Here is a 20,416-nt window from a genome sequence, read left to right on the forward strand (position 1 = left end):
GGAATTGGGAATGGAGAATCGGGAATGGAGGACGGTCTGCATCGTCAATCTCCGCGCTTGCCTAAGGCATTCATCAATGCGGTCAACTTGGCGAAGATCGTGTCGATCAACCCGTCCAGTGAGGCGGCATCGGAGGTGTAGTCGAGCCGGTGTGCGATCTGCAGATGCGTGCTGGCCTCGGACAGCGAGCCGCGCGCGATCGACAGGAAGCGCAGGTATTCGGGAGTGGAGCGGCGCGCCGCGCCTTCGGCGATGTTGGCGGGGATGCTCACCGCTGCGCGGCGCAGCTGCGCCGTCAGCCCGAAGCGTTCCGTGGCCGGAAACGCTTCGGAGAGTCGGTAGATGCGTTCCACCAGATCCATGGAGTCGCGCCAAACGTCGAGCCGCTCGTGCGGTCGCTTTGACGATTCCCCATTCTCCATTCCCCAATCCCTGTCTTTAGCCAATAACAAACAGCGGCTGATCGAACTCCACCGGCTGGCCGCTCTCGCACATGACCGCGACGATGGTGCCGGACTGGTCGGCCTCGATCGGGTTGAACATTTTCATCGCCTCGATGATGGCCAGCGTCTCGCCGGCCTTGACCTGCTGGCCGACGGTGACGAAGGCCGGCTTGTCCGGGGCCGGGGAGGTGTAGAAGGTGCCGACCATCGGCGAGCGCAGCACGTGGCCCTCGGGCAGGCCGCTGGCGGGCTTGGCCGCACCGCCGGTGGAGGCCTCGGTGGGCGAGCTCATCGGCATGGCCTTGGCCTCGGCCGGCGCGGGCGCGGCGGCATAGCTCACCGGCGCGGCGGCGGGTGCGGCGTAGCCGCCCTTGGGCACGCGGGCCAGTCGGACGGACTCCTCGCCTTCCTTGATCTCGATTTCGGCGAGATTGGATTCTTCCAGCAGGTCGATGAGTTTCTTGATCTTGCGCAGGTCCATGAAAGGCCTCGGTGGTTGAACGCGATAAGGAGGAGGTGGCGGGCCCGGCGGATGGGCCGGGGGCGCGGATCAGGCGCGGCAGGCGCGCGCTGGTGCGGCCGTGGCCGCCGGCGTGCAGACGCGGGGCCAGGCTGCGCGGCGAAGGGATCGATGCTGCTGGTCGGCCATGGCGCGCTCCGCGAGGAGGCGGCAGTCTGGAGGAAGCTGGCAATGCTGTCCAGTTCGCCGAACTTTGCGGCGATTTAATCGCGCGTTTGAATTTGCGCGGCCGCCGGCGCCGCAGCGCCGATCCAGCGCTCGATCTCGCCGTCGGCGAAGGGCCCGACCTTCTGCCGCAGGATGCGCCCATCGGCGCCGACCAGCACGCTGTAGGGCAGCACGCCGGCCCGGTTGCCCAGCCGGACGCTGGCATCGGCCGGGCCGGGCGTGTCCAGCACCAGCGCATAGCGCACCGGCACGCGCTGCAGGAACTGCTGCACGTTCTGCGCGCTGTCCAGTGCCAGGCCGACCACCTGCACGCCGCGCGCGCCCTGGGCCGCGGCGAAGCGGTCGAGCTCCGGCATCTCCTTGACGCAGGGCGCGCACCAGCTGGCCCAGGCGTTGATCAGCAGCGGCCGGCCGCCGGCCAGCTGCGCCAGATCGACGGACTTGCCGTGCGGATCGGGCAGGACGAGGGCAGGCATCGCCTCGCCGACCGCGGCCATCGGCACCGTGGGGGTGGCGGGAGCAGGGGAAGGTGCTTCGGTGGCAGGGCGCCGCGAACCGGCGCCCTGCCACCACCACCCGGCGGCGACGCCGAGCACGCCGGCGGCCACGGCCACCAGCACCACCCGGGCGCTCACCGTGCCGAGGCCCGCTGCAGGGCGTCGCGCACCATCGGCGTGGTCAGCACGGTGGGCAGCACCTCGCCCTCGCCGCCGCTCTTCGGAAACACCACGTACAGCGGCACGCCCACCGCCTTGTGCGCCTGCAGGAAGGCGGTGATCTGCGGATCGACATTGGTCCAGTCGCCGCGCATCAGCACCGCGCCGGCCGACTGCATCGCCTGCTTGAAGTCATCCCCCGACAGCACGGCCTTCTCGTTGGCCTTGCAGGTCACGCACCAGTCGGCGGTCATGTCGACGAAGACCACCTGGCCCTGTTTGCGCAGCGCGTCCAGGCGCTGCGGCGAATAGGGCTCGATCCCGTCGGCCGCCGCGGTGGCCGCGGGCGTGCTCGCGGCCGGCAGCCGGTGCAGCAGCACCAGCGGCACCAGTGAGGCGATCAGCACCACCACCGCCAGGCCGCGCCGCAGCGGCGCGGTCTGGAAGCGCACGCGCTGGAACGCCCACAGCCCCAGCGCCAGCACCACCAGGCCGACCAGGGCCAGGCCGACCGCGTCGATGCCGCGCTGCTTGCCCAGCACCCACAGCATCCACACCGCGGTCAGATACATCGGGAAGGCCAGCACCTGCTTGAGCGTGTCCATCCACGCGCCCGGGCGCGGCAGCCGCGCGGCCAGCGCCGGCACCAGCCCGATCAGCAGGAACGGCAGTGCCAGGCCCAGGCCCAGCAGCGCGAACACCGCCAGCGCGACCGGCACGGGCGCGGCGAAGGCGAAGGTCAGCGCCGAGCCCATGAACGGCGCCGTGCACGGGCTGGCCACCACCACCGCCAGCACGCCGGTGAAGAAATCGCCGGACAGCCCGCCGCGCTCGGTCAGCCCGCGGCCGACACCGGCCAGCCCGTAGCCGACGGCGAACACGCCCGACAGGCTCAGGCCCACGGCGAACATCAGATAGGCCAGCGCGCCGGTGACCAGCGGCTGCTGCAGCTGGAAGCCCCAGCCCAGCGCCTGCCCGGTGGCGCGCAGGGCCAGCGCGACGCCGCCGACCAGCAGGAAGCTCAGCAGCACGCCGGCGGTATAGGCCAGGGCGCCGGCCCGCGCCCGGCCGCGTCCGCTCTCGGCCAGGGACAAAGCCTTGAGCGAGAGCACCGGCAGCACGCACGGCATCACGTTGAGGATCAGCCCGCCGAGCAAGGCCGCGACCAGGGCCAGCGCCCAGCCGGACGCGCCGCCGGCGCCCTGGTCGGCGCGCGCCAGCGCCTCCGGCGGCGGGGTCGAACGCGGCACCTCGGCCGGAGCCGGTGGCGTTGCCGCCGGGGCAGCGGTGCCGGCTTCCAGCGCCACCGGCGCGGCCAGCGCGACGGCGCGCGCCTCGGGCGGCGTCACCGTGCCGGCCGGCAGCGCAAGCGCGACCTGGCGGGTCATCGGCGGATAGCAGATGCCATCGGTCTGGCAGCCCTGGAAGGTGACCTCCAGCGTGGCCTTGGCCGCGTCGGCGCGGTCGCGGATCACCGGCACCGGCACCTCGACCTGGTCGAAGTACACCGTGACCTCGCCGAAGTGCTCGTCGCGATGGGCCTTGCCCGGCGGCCAGCGCGGCGCGCCCAGCGACAGCCCCTCGGCGCCGTGCAGCGCTAGCTGGGTGCGGTCGCGGTACAGGTAATAGCCCTTGGCCGGGGTGAAGCGCAGCAGCAGCTGATTGCCGCCGTCGGCGATGGCCTCGAAGGCGAAGGCCTGCGCCTCGGGCAGGGGGGCAGCATCGGTGGCGCCCGGCACGGCGGCCTGCGTGCCCAGCAGCGTCGATCCCCCGGCCGAGGCGCCGCCGAGCGGCAGGCCCAGCCCCGTGCCGGCGCCGGACGCCGCGGCGGCCGGAACCGCCACCTGCAGCGTGCGGGTCTGCGGCGGATAGCACAGCCCGGCATCGGCGCAGCCCTGGTAGCGCACCTTCAGCGTGACCTGGCCAGCGGTCGTGGCCTTGCCCGGCAGAAGCGCATCGAGCTGCTTGCGGTAGGTCTCCACCGGCCCGAAGAACTCGTCGACGTGCTTGTCCCCGTCCGGCAGCTGCAGCGCGCCGGCCGTGAACCCGCCGCCCTGCGCCTCCACCGAGATCCGCTGCCGGTACAGGTAATAGCCGTCGGCGATCTTCCAGTGCAGGACGATGCCGTCCGGCTTGCCCTGGGCGCCCAGCACGAAGGCCTGGTCGACCGGCAGCAGCTCGGACGGGTCGGCCGCCGTGGCCGGCAGGGTGGGGACGAGCAGGGCGAGCAGGGCCAGCGGACGGGCCAGACGGGAGATCAGCGACATGCGGCCAAGCTTAGCGGAGCGGCCGGTCCCGCAGGCGGCGCCACTGTGTTGCAAGGGGCGTGGGCTTGCCGCCGATCCGGTGTCTGGGCCTTCCCGGCACCGGGCCTGAGGTCGATCGCCGCCCGCGCGCCGCGGGCCGGGCCGGATCGCTCAGCCGCCGCGCGCGTCGCCGCCCGGGCGGCCGGGACTGCGGGTGCGGGGGCGCCCGGTGCGCTGCAGGGCCAGGGTTTCCATCACTTCCAGCAACGACAGGCGCGCCTTTAGCGGCGCCTCGCGAAAGGCGCGCACCAGGCGGAACTCCAGCGGGTCCTCGACCAGGATGGCCTCGGCGGTGGCGATCGAATCCAGTTCCACCTCGCGCGAGAGCGTCATCGCGCCGCGGCCGGTGGCCAGCCACTCGAACTGCGTGCCCGTCGCCAGCGCTACTTCACGCAGGTGCGAGACACTGGGACTCTTGCCCTTGGGAGACTCCCAATGGCTCACGGCGCTGCGCTGCACCCCGACGGATTCTGCCAACTGACTTTGCGAGAGACCGGCAAGGCGCCGCGCCATGCGGACTCGCTCGGGTGCATCCATCAAACCTCTCCGTGGCGATCGCCATCCAGAAACTTTTGTGACCATAGCCAAACGTTCCACGGATCGGAATGGAAAAGGATAGTGATACTAACGTAGTGACCAAAAATAGGCATACGTGGTGCGCTTTTGGTAACCAAAAGTTTTCCATAGCGCGCTAACAAAGGGTTTCGGCGGGATTGCGCGCCTTGTGCTCACTAGTTTTCCTGCGTTTAGGTCGGCTACAGGCTTGGCTTCGCCCAACCGCATTGGTATCTCTATGCCTGCCGGCAGGACGCTGGCACTGACAGGACGTCGGCGGGGGGAGTTGGCGCACGTCAAGGCGCGACGGAATCGGATTCCACAACCATTCCCTATGAAGCGCACGCATGCCGCACATGCGTGCGCTTCTTTTTTGGGCGGTAGCGAATCGCCCCGTCTGCCGCAGGCGCCTCCGCAAGAAATTCTCGCCGGCCGCCTTGAAAGGCCCGCCCGAGCGCCCCATCTGCCCTGTCAGCCCCCCGAGCCGTCCTGGCGCTGGGTCTTGGCGTTCCCGGTGTGCTGGCACTCGTCATGGACGAGTGCTAACATCGCCGGCCCTTTCCTAGTCCAATCAATCACTTAAGAGGATTGACATGAGCAACATCAAGCCGCTGTTCGACCGCGTGGTCATCAAGCGTATGGAAGAAGAAAAGCTGTCCGCGGGCGGCATCGTGATCCCCGACTCGGCCACCGAGAAGCCGATCAAGGGTGAGGTCGTCGCCGTCGGCGCCGGCAAGATCCTGGACAACGGTTCGGTGCGCGCCCCGCAGGTCAAGGTCGGCGACAAGGTCCTGTTCGGCAAGTACAGCGGCACGGAAGTGAAGCTGGACGGCACCGAGTACCTGGTGGTGAAGGAAGACGACATTTTCGCGACCATCGGCTAAGGCCGGCGCGACGTCCGCTTTCTCTCATTCCCATCATCCAAGAACAATCGAGGTAATACGCAATGGCTGCCAAGGACATTCGTTTCGGTGAAGACGCCCGCTCGCGCATGGTGCGCGGCGTGAACGTGCTCGCCAATGCCGTCAAGGCCACCCTGGGCCCGAAGGGCCGCAACGTCGTGCTGGAGAAGAGCTACGGCGCCCCGACGATCACCAAGGACGGCGTGTCCGTCGCCAAGGAGATCGAACTGGCCGACAAGTTCGAGAACATGGGCGCGCAGATGGTCAAGGAAGTCGCTTCCAAGACCTCCGACAACGCCGGTGACGGCACCACCACCGCCACCGTGCTGGCCCAGGCCTTCATCCGCGAAGGCATGAAGGCCGTCGCCGCCGGCATGAACCCGATGGACCTCAAGCGCGGCATCGACAAGGCCGTGACCGCCGCCGTCGCCGAGCTGAAGAACATCTCCAAGCCCACCGCCGACGACAAGGCCATCGCCCAGGTCGGCACGATCTCGGCCAACTCGGACGAGTCGATCGGCAACATCATCGCCGAGGCGATGAAGAAGGTCGGCAAGGAAGGCGTGATCACCGTCGAGGAAGGCTCGGGCCTGGAGAACGAGCTGGACGTGGTCGAGGGCATGCAGTTCGACCGCGGCTACCTCTCGCCGTACTTCATCAACAACCAGCAGAGCCAGTCGGCCGACCTGGACGACCCGTTCATCCTGCTGCACGACAAGAAGATCTCCAACGTGCGTGACCTGCTGCCCGTCCTCGAGGGCGTGGCCAAGGCCGGCAAGCCGCTGCTGATCGTGGCCGAGGAAGTCGAGGGCGAGGCCCTGGCGACCCTGGTGGTCAACACCATCCGCGGCATCGTCAAGGTCGTGGCCGTCAAGGCGCCGGGCTTCGGCGACCGTCGCAAGGCGATGCTGGAAGACATGGCCGTGCTGACCGGCGGCACCGTGATCTCCGAGGAAGTGGGCCTGTCGCTGGAGAAGGCCACGATCAAGGATCTGGGCCGCGCCAAGAAGGTGCAGGTCTCCAAGGAGAACACCACCATCATCGACGGCGCCGGCGACACCGCGGGCATCGAGTCGCGCATCAAGCAGATCAAGGCGCAGATCGAGGAGACCTCCTCGGACTACGACCGCGAGAAGCTGCAGGAGCGCGTGGCCAAGCTGGCCGGCGGCGTGGCCGTGATCAAGGTCGGTGCCTCCACCGAGATCGAGATGAAGGAAAAGAAGGCCCGCGTCGAAGACGCCCTGCACGCCACGCGCGCTGCGGTGGAAGAAGGCGTGGTCCCGGGCGGCGGCGTCGCGCTGATCCGCGCCAAGGCCAACATCGGCGAGATCAAGGGCATCAACGAAGACCAGAACCACGGCATCCAGATCGCCCTGCGCGCCATGGAAGCCCCGCTGCGCGAGATCGTCACCAACGCCGGTGAAGAGCCCTCCGTGATCGTCAACAAGGTCAAGGACGGTTCGGGCAATTTCGGCTACAACGCCGCCAACGGCGAGTTCGGCGACATGGTCGAGTTCGGCATCCTGGATCCGACCAAGGTGACCCGCACCGCGCTGCAGAACGCCGCGTCCATCGCCGGCCTGATGATCACCACCGAAGCCATGGTGGCCGAGTCGCCGAAGAAGGAAGAGCCGGCGATGCCGCCGGGCGGTGGCATGGGTGGCATGGGCGGCATGGACTTCTAAGTCCGCCGCGCAGCCTCACCGCTGCTGCTGTACGACAAGGACCCCGCCGCGAGGCGGGGTCTTTTCGTTTCCGGCGTCGACCGCGCTCCGCGCGTGGCTTGGCGACCTCAGCGCGGTGCGAGGAATTGCCGCATGCGTGCCAGCTCCTCGTCCAGCGCCTGAGCGAAGGCCGCGTCGCTGGGCGCCGCGCCCGCCGCATAGCCGGTCGCGGCCTCCAACTGGCCCTCGCGCCAGGTCAGGTTCGCCCAGCCGATCACCTGCCCGCGCCAGAGCATCGGCAAGGCGTAGTAGCCGAACTGGCGCCGGGCCGCGGGGGTGTAGGCCTCGAACTTGTAGGTCCAGTCCCAGAACAGGCTGAAGCGGCGCCGGTCCCAGACGATGGGGTCGAAGGGCGCCAGCAGGCGTAGCTGCTCGTCGAAGCGATAACGGCGCGCTCGCGGATGTTCGTCGGCGGGCCAGTACCAGTCGGTGCCGTCGATGCGCACCTGGGCCAGGCGCTCGCGCGCCAGGCGCAGGGCATCGCGCAGTTCGTCGCTCAGATGCGGCGCGCCGCCGCCGAGCAGGCGCGCCAGGGTAGCCCAGGCTGGCGGCGGGCAGCGGCGCGTACTTGCGCACCACCAGGTCGAGCAGCGCCGCGGCGCGTTCGGCGCGGGCGGCCGGCGCGTCGTCCGCCGGCGCATGGGCCACGGCCTCGTAGACCCGCGTGCCGCTGTCGCGCCGCTTGACCCGCAGCAGGCCGCGGTAATGCAGGCCGTCGAGCAGCTGGGTGGTGGCATTGCTCGAGCCGCCCCAGTAGTTGCGCACGCGGCCATGGGCGAAGTGCTGCTCGACCTGGCGCGGATGCACCGCGCCGTGCGCGCGCACGAAGGCCAACACCGCGTTGGCCCGTCGCCGGGTCTGCGCGTCCCAGGCGGCCTTGACCTGGCGCGGATGCAGCAGTGCCAGCAGGGGGCGCGGCAGGAAGCCGTAGTTGACCAGGAAGTCCTCTTCCACCTGCAGCCGCGCGTAGCGGCGCTCCAGGTCGCCGGCGCGGTAGTCCTTGACCCGATGGCGCAGGATCAGGTCCTGCGCGCGTGCCGGGGCGCGGATCGGATCGGCCTGGACGAAGCCCAGCTTCGCGATCGCGCCGGCCAGCGTGGTCGGGGTGAACAGGCTGCGCGCGACCGCGTAGCGGCGCAGGTCTTCCAGTCGGGGCGGGGCAGGCATGGGCGGCATTGAATCATGTGGCGAAGGATCGGCCCGATCGCGCATTGCCTGAGTTGCCGATGAAACAGTCGCGCCGGCGCAAAAGCCGTGGTATCAATGCTGCCCATGAACGCACCCCGCGCCCGCTATTACTTTTGGTTTCCGAAGCCACAGGCGGAGGAAGGAGCGCGTTCACCCTGAAGAAACCCTTCAGACGCATCCCGAAAGCCGCCAGCAACCCTGGCGGCTTTTTTGTTGCCAGCCCGGCGGTCCACGTACCCCACCGATCCGACGACACGAGACTTCAAGATGGCCCCGCTCACTTCCGACCTGCGCATCCGCAAGATCGAGCCCCTGCATACCCCGGCCGAGCTGATGACGGAGTTTCCCTGCGATGACGTCGCCTCCGACACCGTCGCCGCCGCGCGCGCGGCGCTGCACGAGATCCTGCACGGCCGCGACGACCGTCTGGCGGTGGTGATCGGCCCCTGCTCGATCCACGACCCGGCCGCGGCGATGGACTACGCGCGCCGGCTGCGCCCGCTGCGCGATGCGCTGGGCGGCGAACTGGAAATCATCATGCGCGTGTACTTCGAGAAGCCGCGCACCACGGTGGGCTGGAAGGGCCTGATCAACGACCCGCGGCTGGACGGCAGCTTCCGCATCAACGAGGGCCTGGCCACCGCGCGCAGCCTGCTGCGCGAGATCAACCTGCTCGGCCTGCCGGCCGGCTGCGAGTACCTGGACGTGATCTCGCCGCAGTACATCTCCGACCTGGTGGCCTGGGGCGCGATCGGCGCGCGCACCACCGAGAGCCAGATCCACCGCGAGATGGCCAGCGGCCTGTCCTGCCCGGTGGGCTTCAAGAACGGCACCAGCGGCGATGTGAAGATCGCGGTCGACGCGGTCGGCGCGGCCTCGCATCCGCATCATTTCCTGGCCGTGACCAAGCACGGCCAGTCGGCGATCGCCTCGACCACCGGCAACCCGGACTGCCACGTGATCCTGCGCGGCGGCAAGGTGCCCAACTTCGATGCGGCCAGCGTGCAGGCCGCCAGCGAGGTGCTGGCGCACAACGGCCCGGCGCCGCGCCTGATGATCGATGCCAGCCACGCCAACAGCGGCAAGAAACCGGAGAACCAGCCCAAGGTCGTCGAGGATCTGGTGGCCCAGCTGGCCGCCGGCGAGGAGCGCATCGTCGGGGTGATGGTGGAAAGCCATCTGGTGGGCGGCCGCCAGGACCTGATCGAGGGTCAGCCGCTGACCTATGGCCAGAGCATCACCGACGGCTGCATCGGCTGGGACGATTCGGTGGCCGTACTCGAACGCCTGGCCGCCGGCGTGCGGGCGCGTCGCGCCCGGCGGATCGCGCAGGCCGCATGACCGCGCGCGGCCCGGTGGCTGCGCCGGGCCGCGCATACGTCCTGAACACACGCGTCGGGCATGCTTGGCCCGATGAATGCTTCCGACGCCGCGACGGCCCAGCGCCGTCCATCCCCCCTGCGCCGCTGGATGCGGCGCCTGGCCTGGCTGCTGCTGGGCTGCTACGCGGCCTATCTGGTCGCCGGCAACCTCTACCTCAACACGCCGCTGGGGCCGTGGAGCGTCAACCGCAAGCCGGAGAAGTTCGCCATGCACTGGGGCCCGGCGCTGACCTGGTGGCCGGGCGAGATCGTGCTGTGGAAGGTGTCGCTGCGCGGCCATGTCGGGCGCGTGGTGTGGACCATGCAGGCCGATCGCGTGGCCGGGCACATCTCGCTGCTCAACCTGGTGCACAAGGAAGTCTATGTGCCGCGCGTACGCGCCACCGAGGTGACCGGGCAGATCGCCAGCGTGGCGCAGGAGATCCCGCCGCCGCCGGTGCGCCCGGGGGGCTGGCTGCTCAACTTCCCGGCCATCACCAGCGACAGCGTGCGCGGCGGCACGCTCGGGCCCTTGACGCTGGAGGGGCAGGGCAAGGCCAAGGTGGGCTTCACCAAGCGCCTGCGCGGCGGCCCGGCCGAGCTGCTGCCCTCCACCGCGCACTTCGAACATCTGCGCCTGGGCTATGGCCAGGTCGCGCTGCTGGAGGACGCCACGCTGGGCAGCGAATTCGCGATGACGCCGACCACGCGCGCCCAGGCCAAGGGCATCCAGAAGCTGCGGCGCATGCGCATCGCGCTCGACGTGGCCGGCGGCACGCCGGCGCTGGCGGCCCGGCAGAGCGACGCGGGCAAGCTCGAACTGACCCTGCAGCCCGGCCAGGGCCGCGTGCAGGGGGCGCTGAAGCTGGTGCGGGCCGAACTGGCCCCGGGCGGCGTGCTGTCCTGGCGCATGCCGGTGGTGATCACCGATGTGCACGGGCAGGTGCATCGCAGCACGCTGACCGCCCAGCTCTCGGTCGACCGCGACCTGCATCTGAAGGCCAACATGCCGCCGCAGACCGACGGCGTGCTGGCGCTCGACGCGGACCTGCGCGCCGATGGCACGCGGATCCCGTTCGAGCAGCCGCGCACGCTGCTGCCGCGCACGTCCGGGCGGCTGGCCGGGCAATGGCAGTTCAGTTCGCTCAAGTGGGTCACCTCGCTGTTCGTCAACGTGCCCTGGCTGTCGCTGGACGGCGCCGGGCGGGTGCAGGGCGATGTCACGCTGGACCACGGCGTGCTGGCCGTGGGCAGCCACCTGGAGATCCCGCACGTGCAGGCGCAGGCCGATGTAGTGGCCCAGCGCGTGACCGGCACCGGCAGCGCCAAGGCGCGGCTGGAAGCCGGCGAGGGCGGGCGGCCGCGCTCGCGCGTGGACGTGGCGCTGACCGACTACAGCGTCGCCGCGATCGACCAGCTCAAGCGGCCCTACATCCGCGGCAAGGACCTCAAGCTCCATACCGACAGCGACGCCGACCTGGCCAAGGCGCGCGAGTCGCTCAAGGCGCAGGCGACCTTCACCAATGCGCAGGTGCCGGACCTGCGGGCGTACAACCGCTTCTTGCCCAATGACCATCTGCGCTTCGACGGAGGCTCGGGCACGCTGACCGGTCAGCTGGCGCTGGATGCGGCCGGCCAGGCGGGCAACGGCCAGGTGCGCATCGCCGCGCGCGCGGCCCAGGTGCGGGCGGCGGGGCTGGCGATGCGCGGCGATGTGGACGTGGACCTGCGGCTCAAGCGCGCCGACCTGCAGCGCCAGCGGTTCGCCGTCGATGGCAGCACGGTCGCGCTGAAGAACATCAGCTTCGCCCATGCCGGGCTGAGCCGCAGCGGCTGGTGGGCCAACGTGTCGCTGCCGCGCGCGCAGATGGACGTGGCTGACGAGCGACTGGCGGTGCAGGGCACGGTGTCCACGCAGATGAAGGACGTGGGCTTCCTGCTGGACCTGTTCTCGCAGGATCGCGATTACCCGGGCTGGATGGTCAAGCTGGTCGATGCCGGCACGGTGCGGGCGTCCACGCGCGTGCGCTGGCGCCAGCACGACCTGGTGCTGGACGATATCGACGCGCGCAACGACCGCTTCGACCTGGTCGGGCGCTTCCGCCTGCAGGGCCGCGACAAGGCCCAGGGCGATCTCTACGCGCGCTGGGGCGTGCTGGGCGCGGCGGTGGAGCTGCGCAACGGCGCCCATACCTTCCATGTGCTGGGCGCCAAGCGCTGGTACGAGGCCCAGCCGGGCTATCTGGATTGAGGTTCAGCTTGCAGCAGGCGTTCGTTTTGCACTGCAGCGTGCAATGTCCTCGCGGGGGGCGCAGGATTGACCCGCATCCCGACGTGGGGGAGGGAGCAGGCCCGGAACTGGCGCAAGCTGTTTCGGGCTTTTTATTGCCTGTTTTCCGGGTCGCGTGGTCGATAGAGCCGACTTCGGCGAGCAACCTCGACCCGGCCGGCCCGGCTCCTCGGCTCATGGATCGGGACTTCTTTCGACTCGAAGGCGTCAAGCAGCGCCTTGCCCCTTTCCTTTCGCCGCAGGCGAAGGGGAGGGCCGGGGAGGGGGCTTTTGCTCCTGCTTCTGTGGCTCGCCCGGTAAAGCCCCGACCCCTCCCCATCCCTCCCCTGCGCTGCGCGCAAGGGGGCGCAAACCGAAGCCCTGTGACCTGACGCGCGGGACAGCGGGCCGGCGGGCGGGGGCCGCGACGCGCGAGGCAGGATGCCGAGCGCCCGAATCAGGGCAGGATGCCCTGATTGAGGGATCAGCGGATGCCGCCCGCTGGACCGCTGCCCCTCCGAAGTCGAAACGCCCACAGGCCGAGATTCTTGACCGGGAGAACAGTCCCCGAGGGAGCGCAATGCCTTTGCGGCTTTTGGGGCAATGGCGGCGATGGGTATCGTCGGTGGAGCCTCATCGCCGCCTTGGCAGCTCCCACTTCCCACCTCCTACCACCTCCTACCACCTCCCGGCTCCCACATCGCATTGCTGCGTTCCGTGGGGCGGGACGCGCGCGGCGGCGGGGGCGGGGCCCGAGGCGATAGAATGACGCCATGGACACGCCCGCTCCCCGCCAGATCCCGTTGCAGGTCGTCACTGCGCCCACCGCCGCCGCCTCACTGGAGACCGGCGCCAAGCAGCTGGGCGGCGACAAGATCGGCCGCTCGCCGGTGCAGTTCGCCGACGCGCCGGTGCTGCGCAAGCCCTCCTGGATCCGCGTGCGCATCCCCTCGGGCAACGCCGTGGCCAACCTCAAGGCCAAGCTGCGCGAGAACCGCCTGGTCACCGTCTGCGAGGAGGCCAGCTGCCCGAACATCCATGAGTGCTTCGGCCACGGCACGGCGACCTTCATGATCCTGGGCGAGGTCTGCACCCGCCGTTGCTCGTTCTGCGACGTGGCCCACGGCCGGCCGAAGCCGCCCGATGCCAATGAGCCGGCCAGCCTGGGCAATACCGTGGCCGACATGGGGCTGAAGTACGTGGTGGTCACCAGCGTGGACCGCGACGACCTGCGCGACGGCGGTGCCCAGCATTTCGTCGACTGCATCGGCGCGATCCGCGAGAAGTCGCCGGGCACCCGCATCGAGATCCTGACGCCCGACTTCCGCGGCAAGGGACGCATGGAGCGCGCGCTGGAGATCCTGGCGACCAATCCGCCGGACGTTTTCAACCACAACATCGAGACCGTGCCGGACCTGTACCGCAACGTCCGTCCGGGCGCGGACTACCAGTGGTCGCTGACCCTGCTCAAGCAGTTCAAGGCCCAGCACCCGGAGATCCCGACCAAGTCCGGCATCATGCTCGGCCTGGGCGAGACCTTCGAGCAGATCCAGGCCACCATGCGCGACCTGCGCGCGCACGAGGTGGACATGATCACCATCGGCCAGTACCTGCAGCCCACCCCGCACCACCACCCGGTGCTGCGCTACTGGACGCCGGAGGACTACAAGGCCCTGGAGGTCTATGGTTACGAGCTGGGCTTCAGCCACGTCGCTTCGGGCCCGATGGTGCGCTCGTCCTATCACGCCGACCAGCAGGCCGCCGGCGCGGGCGTGGCCGCCTGATCCGCGCCCCAGCCCCGACCTGCGCAGCACCCTGTCCCGCCGCCTGGCCCTTAAGCCTGGCGGCGGTGTCGTATGGGCGCCTTGTGCGGGCGCGTTCACATTGCGGAACCGCCTCCCCCCTAGGCGCGCATCGTGCGTGACAGCCCGCGCAACTTTCGGCACTGTGGCGTTGTCAACGTTCCACGCATCTTTCCCCACACGCTTCCACCGGCCCCGCGGCCGCGAGTCCATCGAATGAAAGCCAAGCTCACCCTGACCCTGCTGGCCCTGGCCCTGACCGCCCCGGTGGCGCTGCTGGCGCGGCCTGACGCGACACCCGGCAAGCCGGCCAGCACCAGCGTGGTGCCGATGGGGCCGACCGCCGACCAGTCCACCACCTCCAAGCTGGTCTACGGCCTGCTCTCCGACAGCCGCTACGCCTACCGCCCGCGCGCGCTGGACGATGCGCTGTCCCAGGACGTCTACAAGCGCTACCTGGATGCGCTGGACGGCGGCAAGCAGTTCTTCACCGCCAAGGACATCGAGGGCTTCATGCCGCTGTCCACGCGGCTGGACGATGCGATCAAGAGCGGCCAGCTCTCGCCGGCCTACGACATCTTCCAGGTCTACCGCCAGCGCGTCGGCGAGCGGGTGGCCTATGCGCGCAGCCTGCTGAAGAAGCCGGACTTCGATTTCACCACCCACGAGCGCTGGGAGTACGACCGCGAGAAGGCGCCGTGGGCCAAGGACAGCGCCGAGCTCGACGCGATCTGGCGCAAGTCGGTGATGAACGACTGGCTGCGGCTGAAGATGGCCGGCAAGAAGCCCGACGCCATCGCCCAGACGCTGGACAAGCGCTACGCCAACATCCAGCGCAGCGTGGACGAGCTGGACAGCGAGGACGTGTTCCAGACCTTCCTCAACGCCTATACCTCGGCGGTGGATCCGCATACCGATTACTTCACGCCCAAGACGGCCGAGCAGTTCAACCAGCAGATGTCGCTGTCGCTGGAAGGCATCGGCGCGGTGCTGCAGCGTCAGGACGACACGGTGGTGATCCGCGAGATCGTCCCGGGCGGCCCGGCCGACCTGTCCAAGAAGCTGCAGCCCGGTGCGCGCATCGTCGGCGTGGCCCAGGGCAGCGATGGCGCCTTCACCGACGTGATCGGCTGGCGCACCGACGATGTGGTCGATCTGATCCGCGGCAAGAAGGGCACCCGCGTGCGCCTGGAGTTCATCGCGCCGGAGGCGGGCATGGACGGCCCGCACAGCACGGTGACCATCGTGCGCGACAAGGTGCAGCTGGCCGAGCAGGCCGCCAAGAGCGAGATCGTGACGCTGCCGGCCTCGGGTACCACGCCGGAGCGGCGCATCGGCGTGATCAAGCTGCCGGCGTTCTATCAGGACTTCGAGGGCCGTCGCCGCGATCCGAACAACTACACCTCGGCCACGCGCGACGTGCGCAAGCTGCTGGACGGCTTCAAGGGCCAGCACATCGACGGGGTGGTGATGGACCTGCGCAACAACGGCGGCGGTTCGCTGGACGAGGCAGTCGATCTGACCGGGCTGTTCATCGACCAGGGTCCCGTGGTGCAGGTGCGCGAATCCGGCGGCCGCGTGTCGGTCAGCGGCGACACCACTCCGGGCGTGTCCTGGGACGGGCCGCTGGCGGTGCTGATCAACCGCGGCTCGGCCTCGGCCTCGGAGATCTTCGCCGGCGCCATCCAGGACTACGGCCGCGGCCTGGTGATCGGTGAGACCAGCTTCGGCAAGGGCACCGTGCAGAACCTGGTCGACCTGGACCGCTGGCCGGCCAACGAGGGCGGCAAGCGCTTCGGCCAGCTGAAGCTGACCATCGCCCAGTTCTTCCGCGTGGCCGGCGGCAGCACCCAGCACAAGGGCGTGGTGCCGGACATCGCCTTCCCGGCCAGCATCGATGCAACCGAGTACGGCGAGGACACCTACGACAACGCGCTGCCTTGGACCAAGATCGCGCCGGTCAGCCACACCCAGTACGGCAACTTCGCCCCGCTGCTGCCGAAGCTGGAGGCCCTGCACGACGCACGCGTCAAGAACGACCTGGAATACCAGTGGTGGTCCGAGGACGTGGCCCAGTTCCGCGCCGAGAAGGCCAAGAAGTACGTGACGCTCAACGAGGCCGAACGCCTGGCCGAGCGCGATCGCCAGGAAGCCCAGCGCAAGTCGCGCCAGGAAGAACGCAAGAAGCTGGGCATGCCGCTGGACCCGCTGGCCGGCGACCTGGCCGACGACGGCCTGGGCGCGAGCGAGCGCGACATCGTCAAGGATGCCGCGCGCGAGAAGCTGGCCGACAAGCGTCCCGATCCGCTGCTGCACGAATCGGCCGCGATCCTGGGCGATGCGATCGGCGTGCTGGGCCAGGACAAGCAGCTCTCGGCGCAGGTGTTGCCGGTGTCGACCAAGTCGGGCAGCTGGGCGGATTGAGGGCGTCGCCACGGGCGGGAGCAGCTGTCTCCTTAAATCTCGCAGCGGTCTGCCTGTAGAGCGGAGCTCGCTCCGCTGCTCTTCGTTCAGTTCGTGGGGAAGGCCCCAGCGGAGCGAGCTCCGCTCTACAGGGGGGAGCCGGCATTCCCGCGTTCGCGGTAACGGCGGTAGGAGATTTCCGGAAGCTTTGGGTTGGTGGCCGCCGGACGATGATCGGATGCGGGCGCCTTGGGGCGCCCGTGTCGTTTGGGGCCCGGGCGAGCGCCCGCAACGTCGGATTCCACCGGTGCGGGTGTAGCCAGGCGCGGGGCAGGCCCTAGACTGTGCGGCCCCGCGCTGTGGTGAACCCCCATGTCTTCCCCGATGCACGCCGCCACGTCTCCGCGCACCGGCGGCCTGGCCGTGCCGGCCGCGCTGCTGCTGGTCTACGTGGTCTGGGGTTCGACCTATCTGGGGATCCGCATCGCCCTGGAGCACGGCGTGCCGCCGCTGCTGGTGACCTCGGGCCTGCGTTTCGTGGTCGCCGGCGCGCTGCTGTTGGGCGTGCTGCGCCTACGCGGGGTGGCCGCGCCGACGCGCGCGCAGTGGAAGAACCTGGTCATCATGGGCGCGCTGCTGCTGGGCATGGGCAATGCGCTGGTCGTGCTGGCAGAGACCACGGTGTCCTCGGGCCTGGCGGCGGTGGCGGTGGCCTCGGTGCCGGTGTGGATGGGGCTGTTCGGCCTGCTGCGCGGCCAGCGCGCCACGCGCATCGAGTGGCTCGGCCTGATGCTGGGCTTCGCCGGGGTGGTGTGGCTCAACGCCGGCGGCACGCTCACCGCCAGTCCGCAGGGGCTGGTCTGCCTGCTGCTGGCGCCGATGGCCTGGGCCTTCGGCTCGGTGTGGTCGCGCGGGCGCGACCTGCCGTCGCCCTTCATGGCCGCCGCCGGGCAGATGCTGTGCGGGGGCACGTTGATCATGCTGGCCGGCTGGCTGCGCGGCGAACGCCTGCACGCCGTGCCGCCGCTGGAGGGCGTGCTGGCGGTGGTCTACCTGGCGCTGTTCGGCTCGGTCATCGCCTTCACCGCCTATGTCTGGCTGCTGCATCACGTGCGCCCGGCGCTGGCCGGCAGCTATGCCTACGTCAATCCGGTCATCGCCGTAGCGCTGGGCGCGTGGCTGGCGCATGAGCGCTTCACCGCGCACGACCTGGGCGCGATGGCGGTGATCGTGGTCGGTGTGGTGGTGATCACGCTGGCCAAGGTGCGGCGCAAATGAGTGCGGCGGCGCCGATGCTGGACCGGCGCGGCGTGGCCGCCACGGTCGGTGCGTTCGTGGTGTGGGGCCTGTTCCCGCTGTACTGGCGGCTGCTGCAGCATGTGCCGTCGCTGCAGATCATCGCCCACCGCGTGGTCTGGAGCGCCGTGCTGGTGGTCGGCTGGCTGTGCCTGCGCGAGCGCGGCGCCTGGCTGCGGCGGATCGCCGCCCAGCCGCGCGCACGCGCCACCCTGGCGCTGACCTCGGTGCTGATCAGCTGCAACTGGGGGCTGTACATCTGGTCGGTCAACAACGGCCATGTGGTCGAGGCCAGCCTGGGCTACTTCATCAACCCGCTGGTCAATGTGCTGCTGGGTGTGCTGGTGCTGCGCGAGCGGCTGACGCGGCTGCAGTGGATCGCGGTGGCGGTCGCGGCCGCCGGCGTGGCCTGGCTGACCTGGCAGGCCGGGCGCGCGCCCTGGATCGCGCTAGGCCTGGCCCTGAGCTTCGGCGCCTATGGCCTGCTGCGCAAGCTGGTGCAGGTCGATGCGGTGTCGGGACTGGGCATGGAGAGCGTGTACCTGTTCGTGCCGGCGCTGGCGCTGGTGGCCTGGGGCGAGGCCGGGCACGGCGGCGCCTTCGTACACGACTGGAGCCTGGGCACCGACCTGCTGCTGGTGCTGGCCGGGGCGGTCACCGCGCTGCCGCTGCTGGGCTTCGCCTACGGCGTGCGGCGCATCCCGCTGTCGCTGGTCGGGCTGCTGCAGTACATCGCGCCGACCCTGCAGCTGCTGCTGGGCGTGCTGGTGTTCGGCGAGCCGTTCGGGCTGGAGCGGGCCCTGGGTTTCGCCCTGATCTGGGCGGCGCTGGGCGTGTTCGTCGGCGACAGCCTGTGGCGCGGACGCCGGCGCGGCTGATGGCCTCACGACCCCGTCAGCCCGCAGGCGCGACCATGGCCGCCATGAAGGACGACGTGACCGCCCCGCCGAAGATCGCCGACGTCCAGCGCGCGGTGCTGGACGCCGCCGCCGGCGCCGACCCCGCGCATGCGGCACTGGCGCTGGTGGTGGACACCGACGGCTCGACCTATGTGCGTGCCGGCGCGATGGCGCTGTTCGATACCCACGGTGGCCAGGTCGGCTGGCTCAGCGGCGGTTGCCTGGAGCCTGAGATCCAGGTGCGCGCGCTGGCGGCGATCGAGCACGGCGCGGCCGACTGGCTGGAACTGGACACCCGCGAAGACGAGGACCTGCTGTCCGGCTCGGCGATCGGCTGCCGCGGCCGCCTGCAGCTGACGCTGCTGCCGCTCGCGCTGCTGCCGGGGCTGGAGACCGCGATCGCCGCCTGGCGCGGCGGCCAGGATCAGACGCTGCGGCTGCAGACGCACAAGCTCGATCAGCTGACCCTCACGCTGGGCGCGCAGCGCTGGACGCTGCCCTGCGCGCCTGCGCCGGGCGGGCTGGCCGCCGGCATCGGGCTGCTGTTCCAGGCGCCGCCGCAGGTGCTGGTGCTGGGCGCCGGCCCGGAGACGCCGCTGCTGCTGCCGCTGCTGCGCGAGATCGGCTGGACCACGACCCTGGTCGAACGCCGCCCGCGCTGGCAGCCGGGCGACGCGCATGCCGTCGGCGCCGATGCGCTGCAGCCCCTGGCGCCTGCCGAGGCGCTGACGCTGCCGGCTTCGGCCGGGGCCGACGCCGCGCTGGTCATGCACCACAACTTCGAACTGGATCGCGAAGCGCTCGAAGCGCTGGCCGCGACCGATATCCCCTTCGTCGGCCTGCTCGGGCCGGTGCGGCGGCAGCAGGACCTGTTCCGCCTGTTGCCGCCGGTGGCGCGCCAGGCGCTGGCCCCGCGGCTGCGTTCGCCGGTGGGGCTGGACCTGGGCGGGCGCGGCGCACAGGCCATCGCGCTGAGTATCGCCGCGCAGCTGCAGGCCTGGCATCACGGCCGCACGGCGTGAGCGACCACATCGCCGTGGTGCTGGCCGCCGGCGGCAGCCGGCGCCTGGGCCGCGTCAAGCAGCTGCTGCCGCGCGCGGGTGAACCGCTGGTCCGCCGCGCCGTGCGCCTGGCCCGTGCCACCGCGCCCCTGCGCCTGCTGGTGGTGGTCGGCGCGCGCGCGACCCAGGTCAGCGCCGCGGTGCGCGCCGCCGACGTGGAGACCGTCATGAACCGCCAGTGGCGCGAAGGCCTGGCCGCCAGCGTGCGCGCCGCGCGCGATGCGCTGGCGATCGACGCGCGCGGCGCCACGCGCGTGCTGCTGCTGGCCTGCGATCAGCCGGCGCTGGAGGCCGCGCATCTCCAGGCGCTGCTCGAGGCCGCCGCGCGGGCCGACTCGGGCTGCGCCGGCACGGTGCACGGCGCGCGTATCGGCATCCCCGCGGTGGTCACGCTGGCGCGCCTGGCGCAGGCCCAGCCGCAGGGCGATGCCGGCCTGCGCGAGCTGCTCAACGCGCTGACGCCCGAGACGGTCGGCCGGCTTGCGGCGCCGGAGCTGGAGTTGGACCTGGACACGCCGGCGGACCTGGTCACGGCGACCGCCCGCGGCCTGATCGATCCACTGCCGTCCACGAGCGAGTAGCCGCTTCTTGGGGGAGCAACCGTCTCCTCGAATCTCGCGGCGGCCTACATGTAGAGCGGAGCTTGCTCCGCTGGGGCTTTTCCACGAACTGAACGAAGAGCAGCGGAGCAAGCTCCGCTCTACAGGTGGGAGCCGTCCTTATGGCTTTTTGGCCCGCGGCGGCGAAGTGCTTTGCCGGTAGAGCCCATCGCCGCCATTGGCCGAAAAGGCCAAAAGGGCGGCTCAGGCGATGCAGGGTTTTCGCCTCGCAACTGGCCTTGCTGGGCAGACAGTGATGCGGCG

General features: G+C 70.3%; 15 protein-coding genes and 1 pseudogene. 10 read left to right on the forward strand and 6 right to left on the reverse strand.

Translation table 11 applies throughout. The features are described from left to right. Positions 1-44: 44 nt before the first annotated feature. The 5 genes from ACFJIT_RS00965 to ACFJIT_RS00985 form a co-directional block, all read right to left on the reverse strand. Positions 45-362, reverse strand: a complete 318-nt coding sequence (locus ACFJIT_RS00965; protein WP_379654725.1) for a four helix bundle protein — start codon at positions 360-362, stop codon at positions 45-47. Positions 363-438: 76 nt separating this feature from the next. Next, the gene (gene accB / locus ACFJIT_RS00970; RefSeq protein ID WP_130516571.1) at positions 439-924 is read right to left on the reverse strand and encodes an acetyl-CoA carboxylase biotin carboxyl carrier protein; all 486 of its coding nucleotides are present in this window, start codon (positions 922-924) and stop codon (positions 439-441) included. A 242-nt stretch (positions 925-1,166) separates the two neighbouring features. Next, entirely contained in the window at positions 1,167-1,766 is a 600-nt protein-coding gene (locus ACFJIT_RS00975) for a TlpA family protein disulfide reductase (protein WP_379654726.1), read from the reverse strand. Further along, positions 1,763-4,054 (reverse strand): protein-disulfide reductase DsbD family protein, encoded by a 2,292-nt coding sequence (locus ACFJIT_RS00980; RefSeq protein ID WP_379654727.1) that lies wholly within the window; start codon positions 4,052-4,054, stop codon positions 1,763-1,765. Before ACFJIT_RS00980 ends, ACFJIT_RS00975 begins: the two co-directional genes overlap by 4 nt. Positions 4,055-4,204: 150 nt before the next feature. After that, on the reverse strand, positions 4,205-4,630 hold the full coding sequence (locus tag ACFJIT_RS00985; RefSeq protein WP_165424424.1) for a helix-turn-helix transcriptional regulator: 426 nt from the start codon (positions 4,628-4,630) through the stop codon (positions 4,205-4,207). A gap of 611 nt (positions 4,631-5,241) precedes the next feature. Between ACFJIT_RS00985 and groES the strand changes: the two genes are divergently transcribed. Both groES and groL read left to right on the forward strand, forming a co-directional pair. Next, positions 5,242-5,532: a co-chaperone GroES gene (gene groES / locus ACFJIT_RS00990; protein ID WP_130516576.1), complete on the forward strand. Its 291-nt coding sequence runs from the start codon at positions 5,242-5,244 to the stop codon at positions 5,530-5,532. A 62-nt stretch (positions 5,533-5,594) separates the two neighbouring features. After that, the gene (gene groL / locus ACFJIT_RS00995; protein WP_130516578.1) at positions 5,595-7,235 is read left to right on the forward strand and encodes a chaperonin GroEL; all 1,641 of its coding nucleotides are present in this window, start codon (positions 5,595-5,597) and stop codon (positions 7,233-7,235) included. A gap of 107 nt (positions 7,236-7,342) precedes the next feature. Here groL and ACFJIT_RS01000 read toward each other — a convergent pair. Next, positions 7,343-8,441 (reverse strand): annotated as a pseudogene (locus ACFJIT_RS01000) (DNA glycosylase AlkZ-like family protein). 288 nt (positions 8,442-8,729) lie between these two features. On the opposite strand from ACFJIT_RS01000, the gene ACFJIT_RS01005 reads away from it, so the two are divergent. From ACFJIT_RS01005 to ACFJIT_RS01040, 8 genes are all read left to right on the forward strand, one after another. Next, entirely contained in the window at positions 8,730-9,803 is a 1,074-nt protein-coding gene (locus tag ACFJIT_RS01005; protein ID WP_379654728.1) for a 3-deoxy-7-phosphoheptulonate synthase, read from the forward strand. Positions 9,804-9,875: 72 nt separating this feature from the next. Next, the gene (locus ACFJIT_RS01010; RefSeq protein ID WP_379654729.1) at positions 9,876-12,074 is read left to right on the forward strand and encodes a hypothetical protein; all 2,199 of its coding nucleotides are present in this window, start codon (positions 9,876-9,878) and stop codon (positions 12,072-12,074) included. A 791-nt stretch (positions 12,075-12,865) separates the two neighbouring features. Continuing rightward, on the forward strand, positions 12,866-13,876 hold the full coding sequence (gene lipA, locus ACFJIT_RS01015; RefSeq protein WP_130516636.1) for a lipoyl synthase: 1,011 nt from the start codon (positions 12,866-12,868) through the stop codon (positions 13,874-13,876). A gap of 234 nt (positions 13,877-14,110) precedes the next feature. After that, positions 14,111-16,318 (forward strand): carboxy terminal-processing peptidase, encoded by a 2,208-nt coding sequence (locus ACFJIT_RS01020; RefSeq protein ID WP_379654730.1) that lies wholly within the window; start codon positions 14,111-14,113, stop codon positions 16,316-16,318. A 363-nt stretch (positions 16,319-16,681) separates the two neighbouring features. Then, positions 16,682-17,575 carry a drug/metabolite exporter YedA gene (gene yedA, locus ACFJIT_RS01025; protein WP_379655683.1) on the forward strand — a complete coding sequence of 298 codons (894 nt, stop codon included), beginning with the start codon at positions 16,682-16,684 and terminating at the stop codon, positions 17,573-17,575. Beyond that, positions 17,572-18,471 (forward strand): EamA family transporter RarD, encoded by a 900-nt coding sequence (rarD, locus tag ACFJIT_RS01030; RefSeq protein ID WP_379654731.1) that lies wholly within the window; start codon positions 17,572-17,574, stop codon positions 18,469-18,471. The genes yedA and rarD overlap by 4 nt, the downstream gene beginning before the upstream one ends. Positions 18,472-18,506: 35 nt before the next feature. Beyond that, a complete protein-coding gene (locus tag ACFJIT_RS01035) occupies positions 18,507-19,514 on the forward strand; it encodes an XdhC family protein (RefSeq protein WP_379654732.1) in 1,008 nt (335 codons plus the stop codon). Then, on the forward strand, positions 19,511-20,134 hold the full coding sequence (locus tag ACFJIT_RS01040; RefSeq protein WP_379654733.1) for an NTP transferase domain-containing protein: 624 nt from the start codon (positions 19,511-19,513) through the stop codon (positions 20,132-20,134). The genes ACFJIT_RS01035 and ACFJIT_RS01040 overlap by 4 nt, the downstream gene beginning before the upstream one ends. Positions 20,135-20,416: the final 282 nt, after the last annotated feature.

This window comes from Pseudoxanthomonas sp. UC19_8 (genome assembly GCF_042700505.1).
GTDB classification, from domain to species: domain Bacteria; phylum Pseudomonadota; class Gammaproteobacteria; order Xanthomonadales; family Xanthomonadaceae; genus Pseudoxanthomonas_A; species Pseudoxanthomonas_A winnipegensis.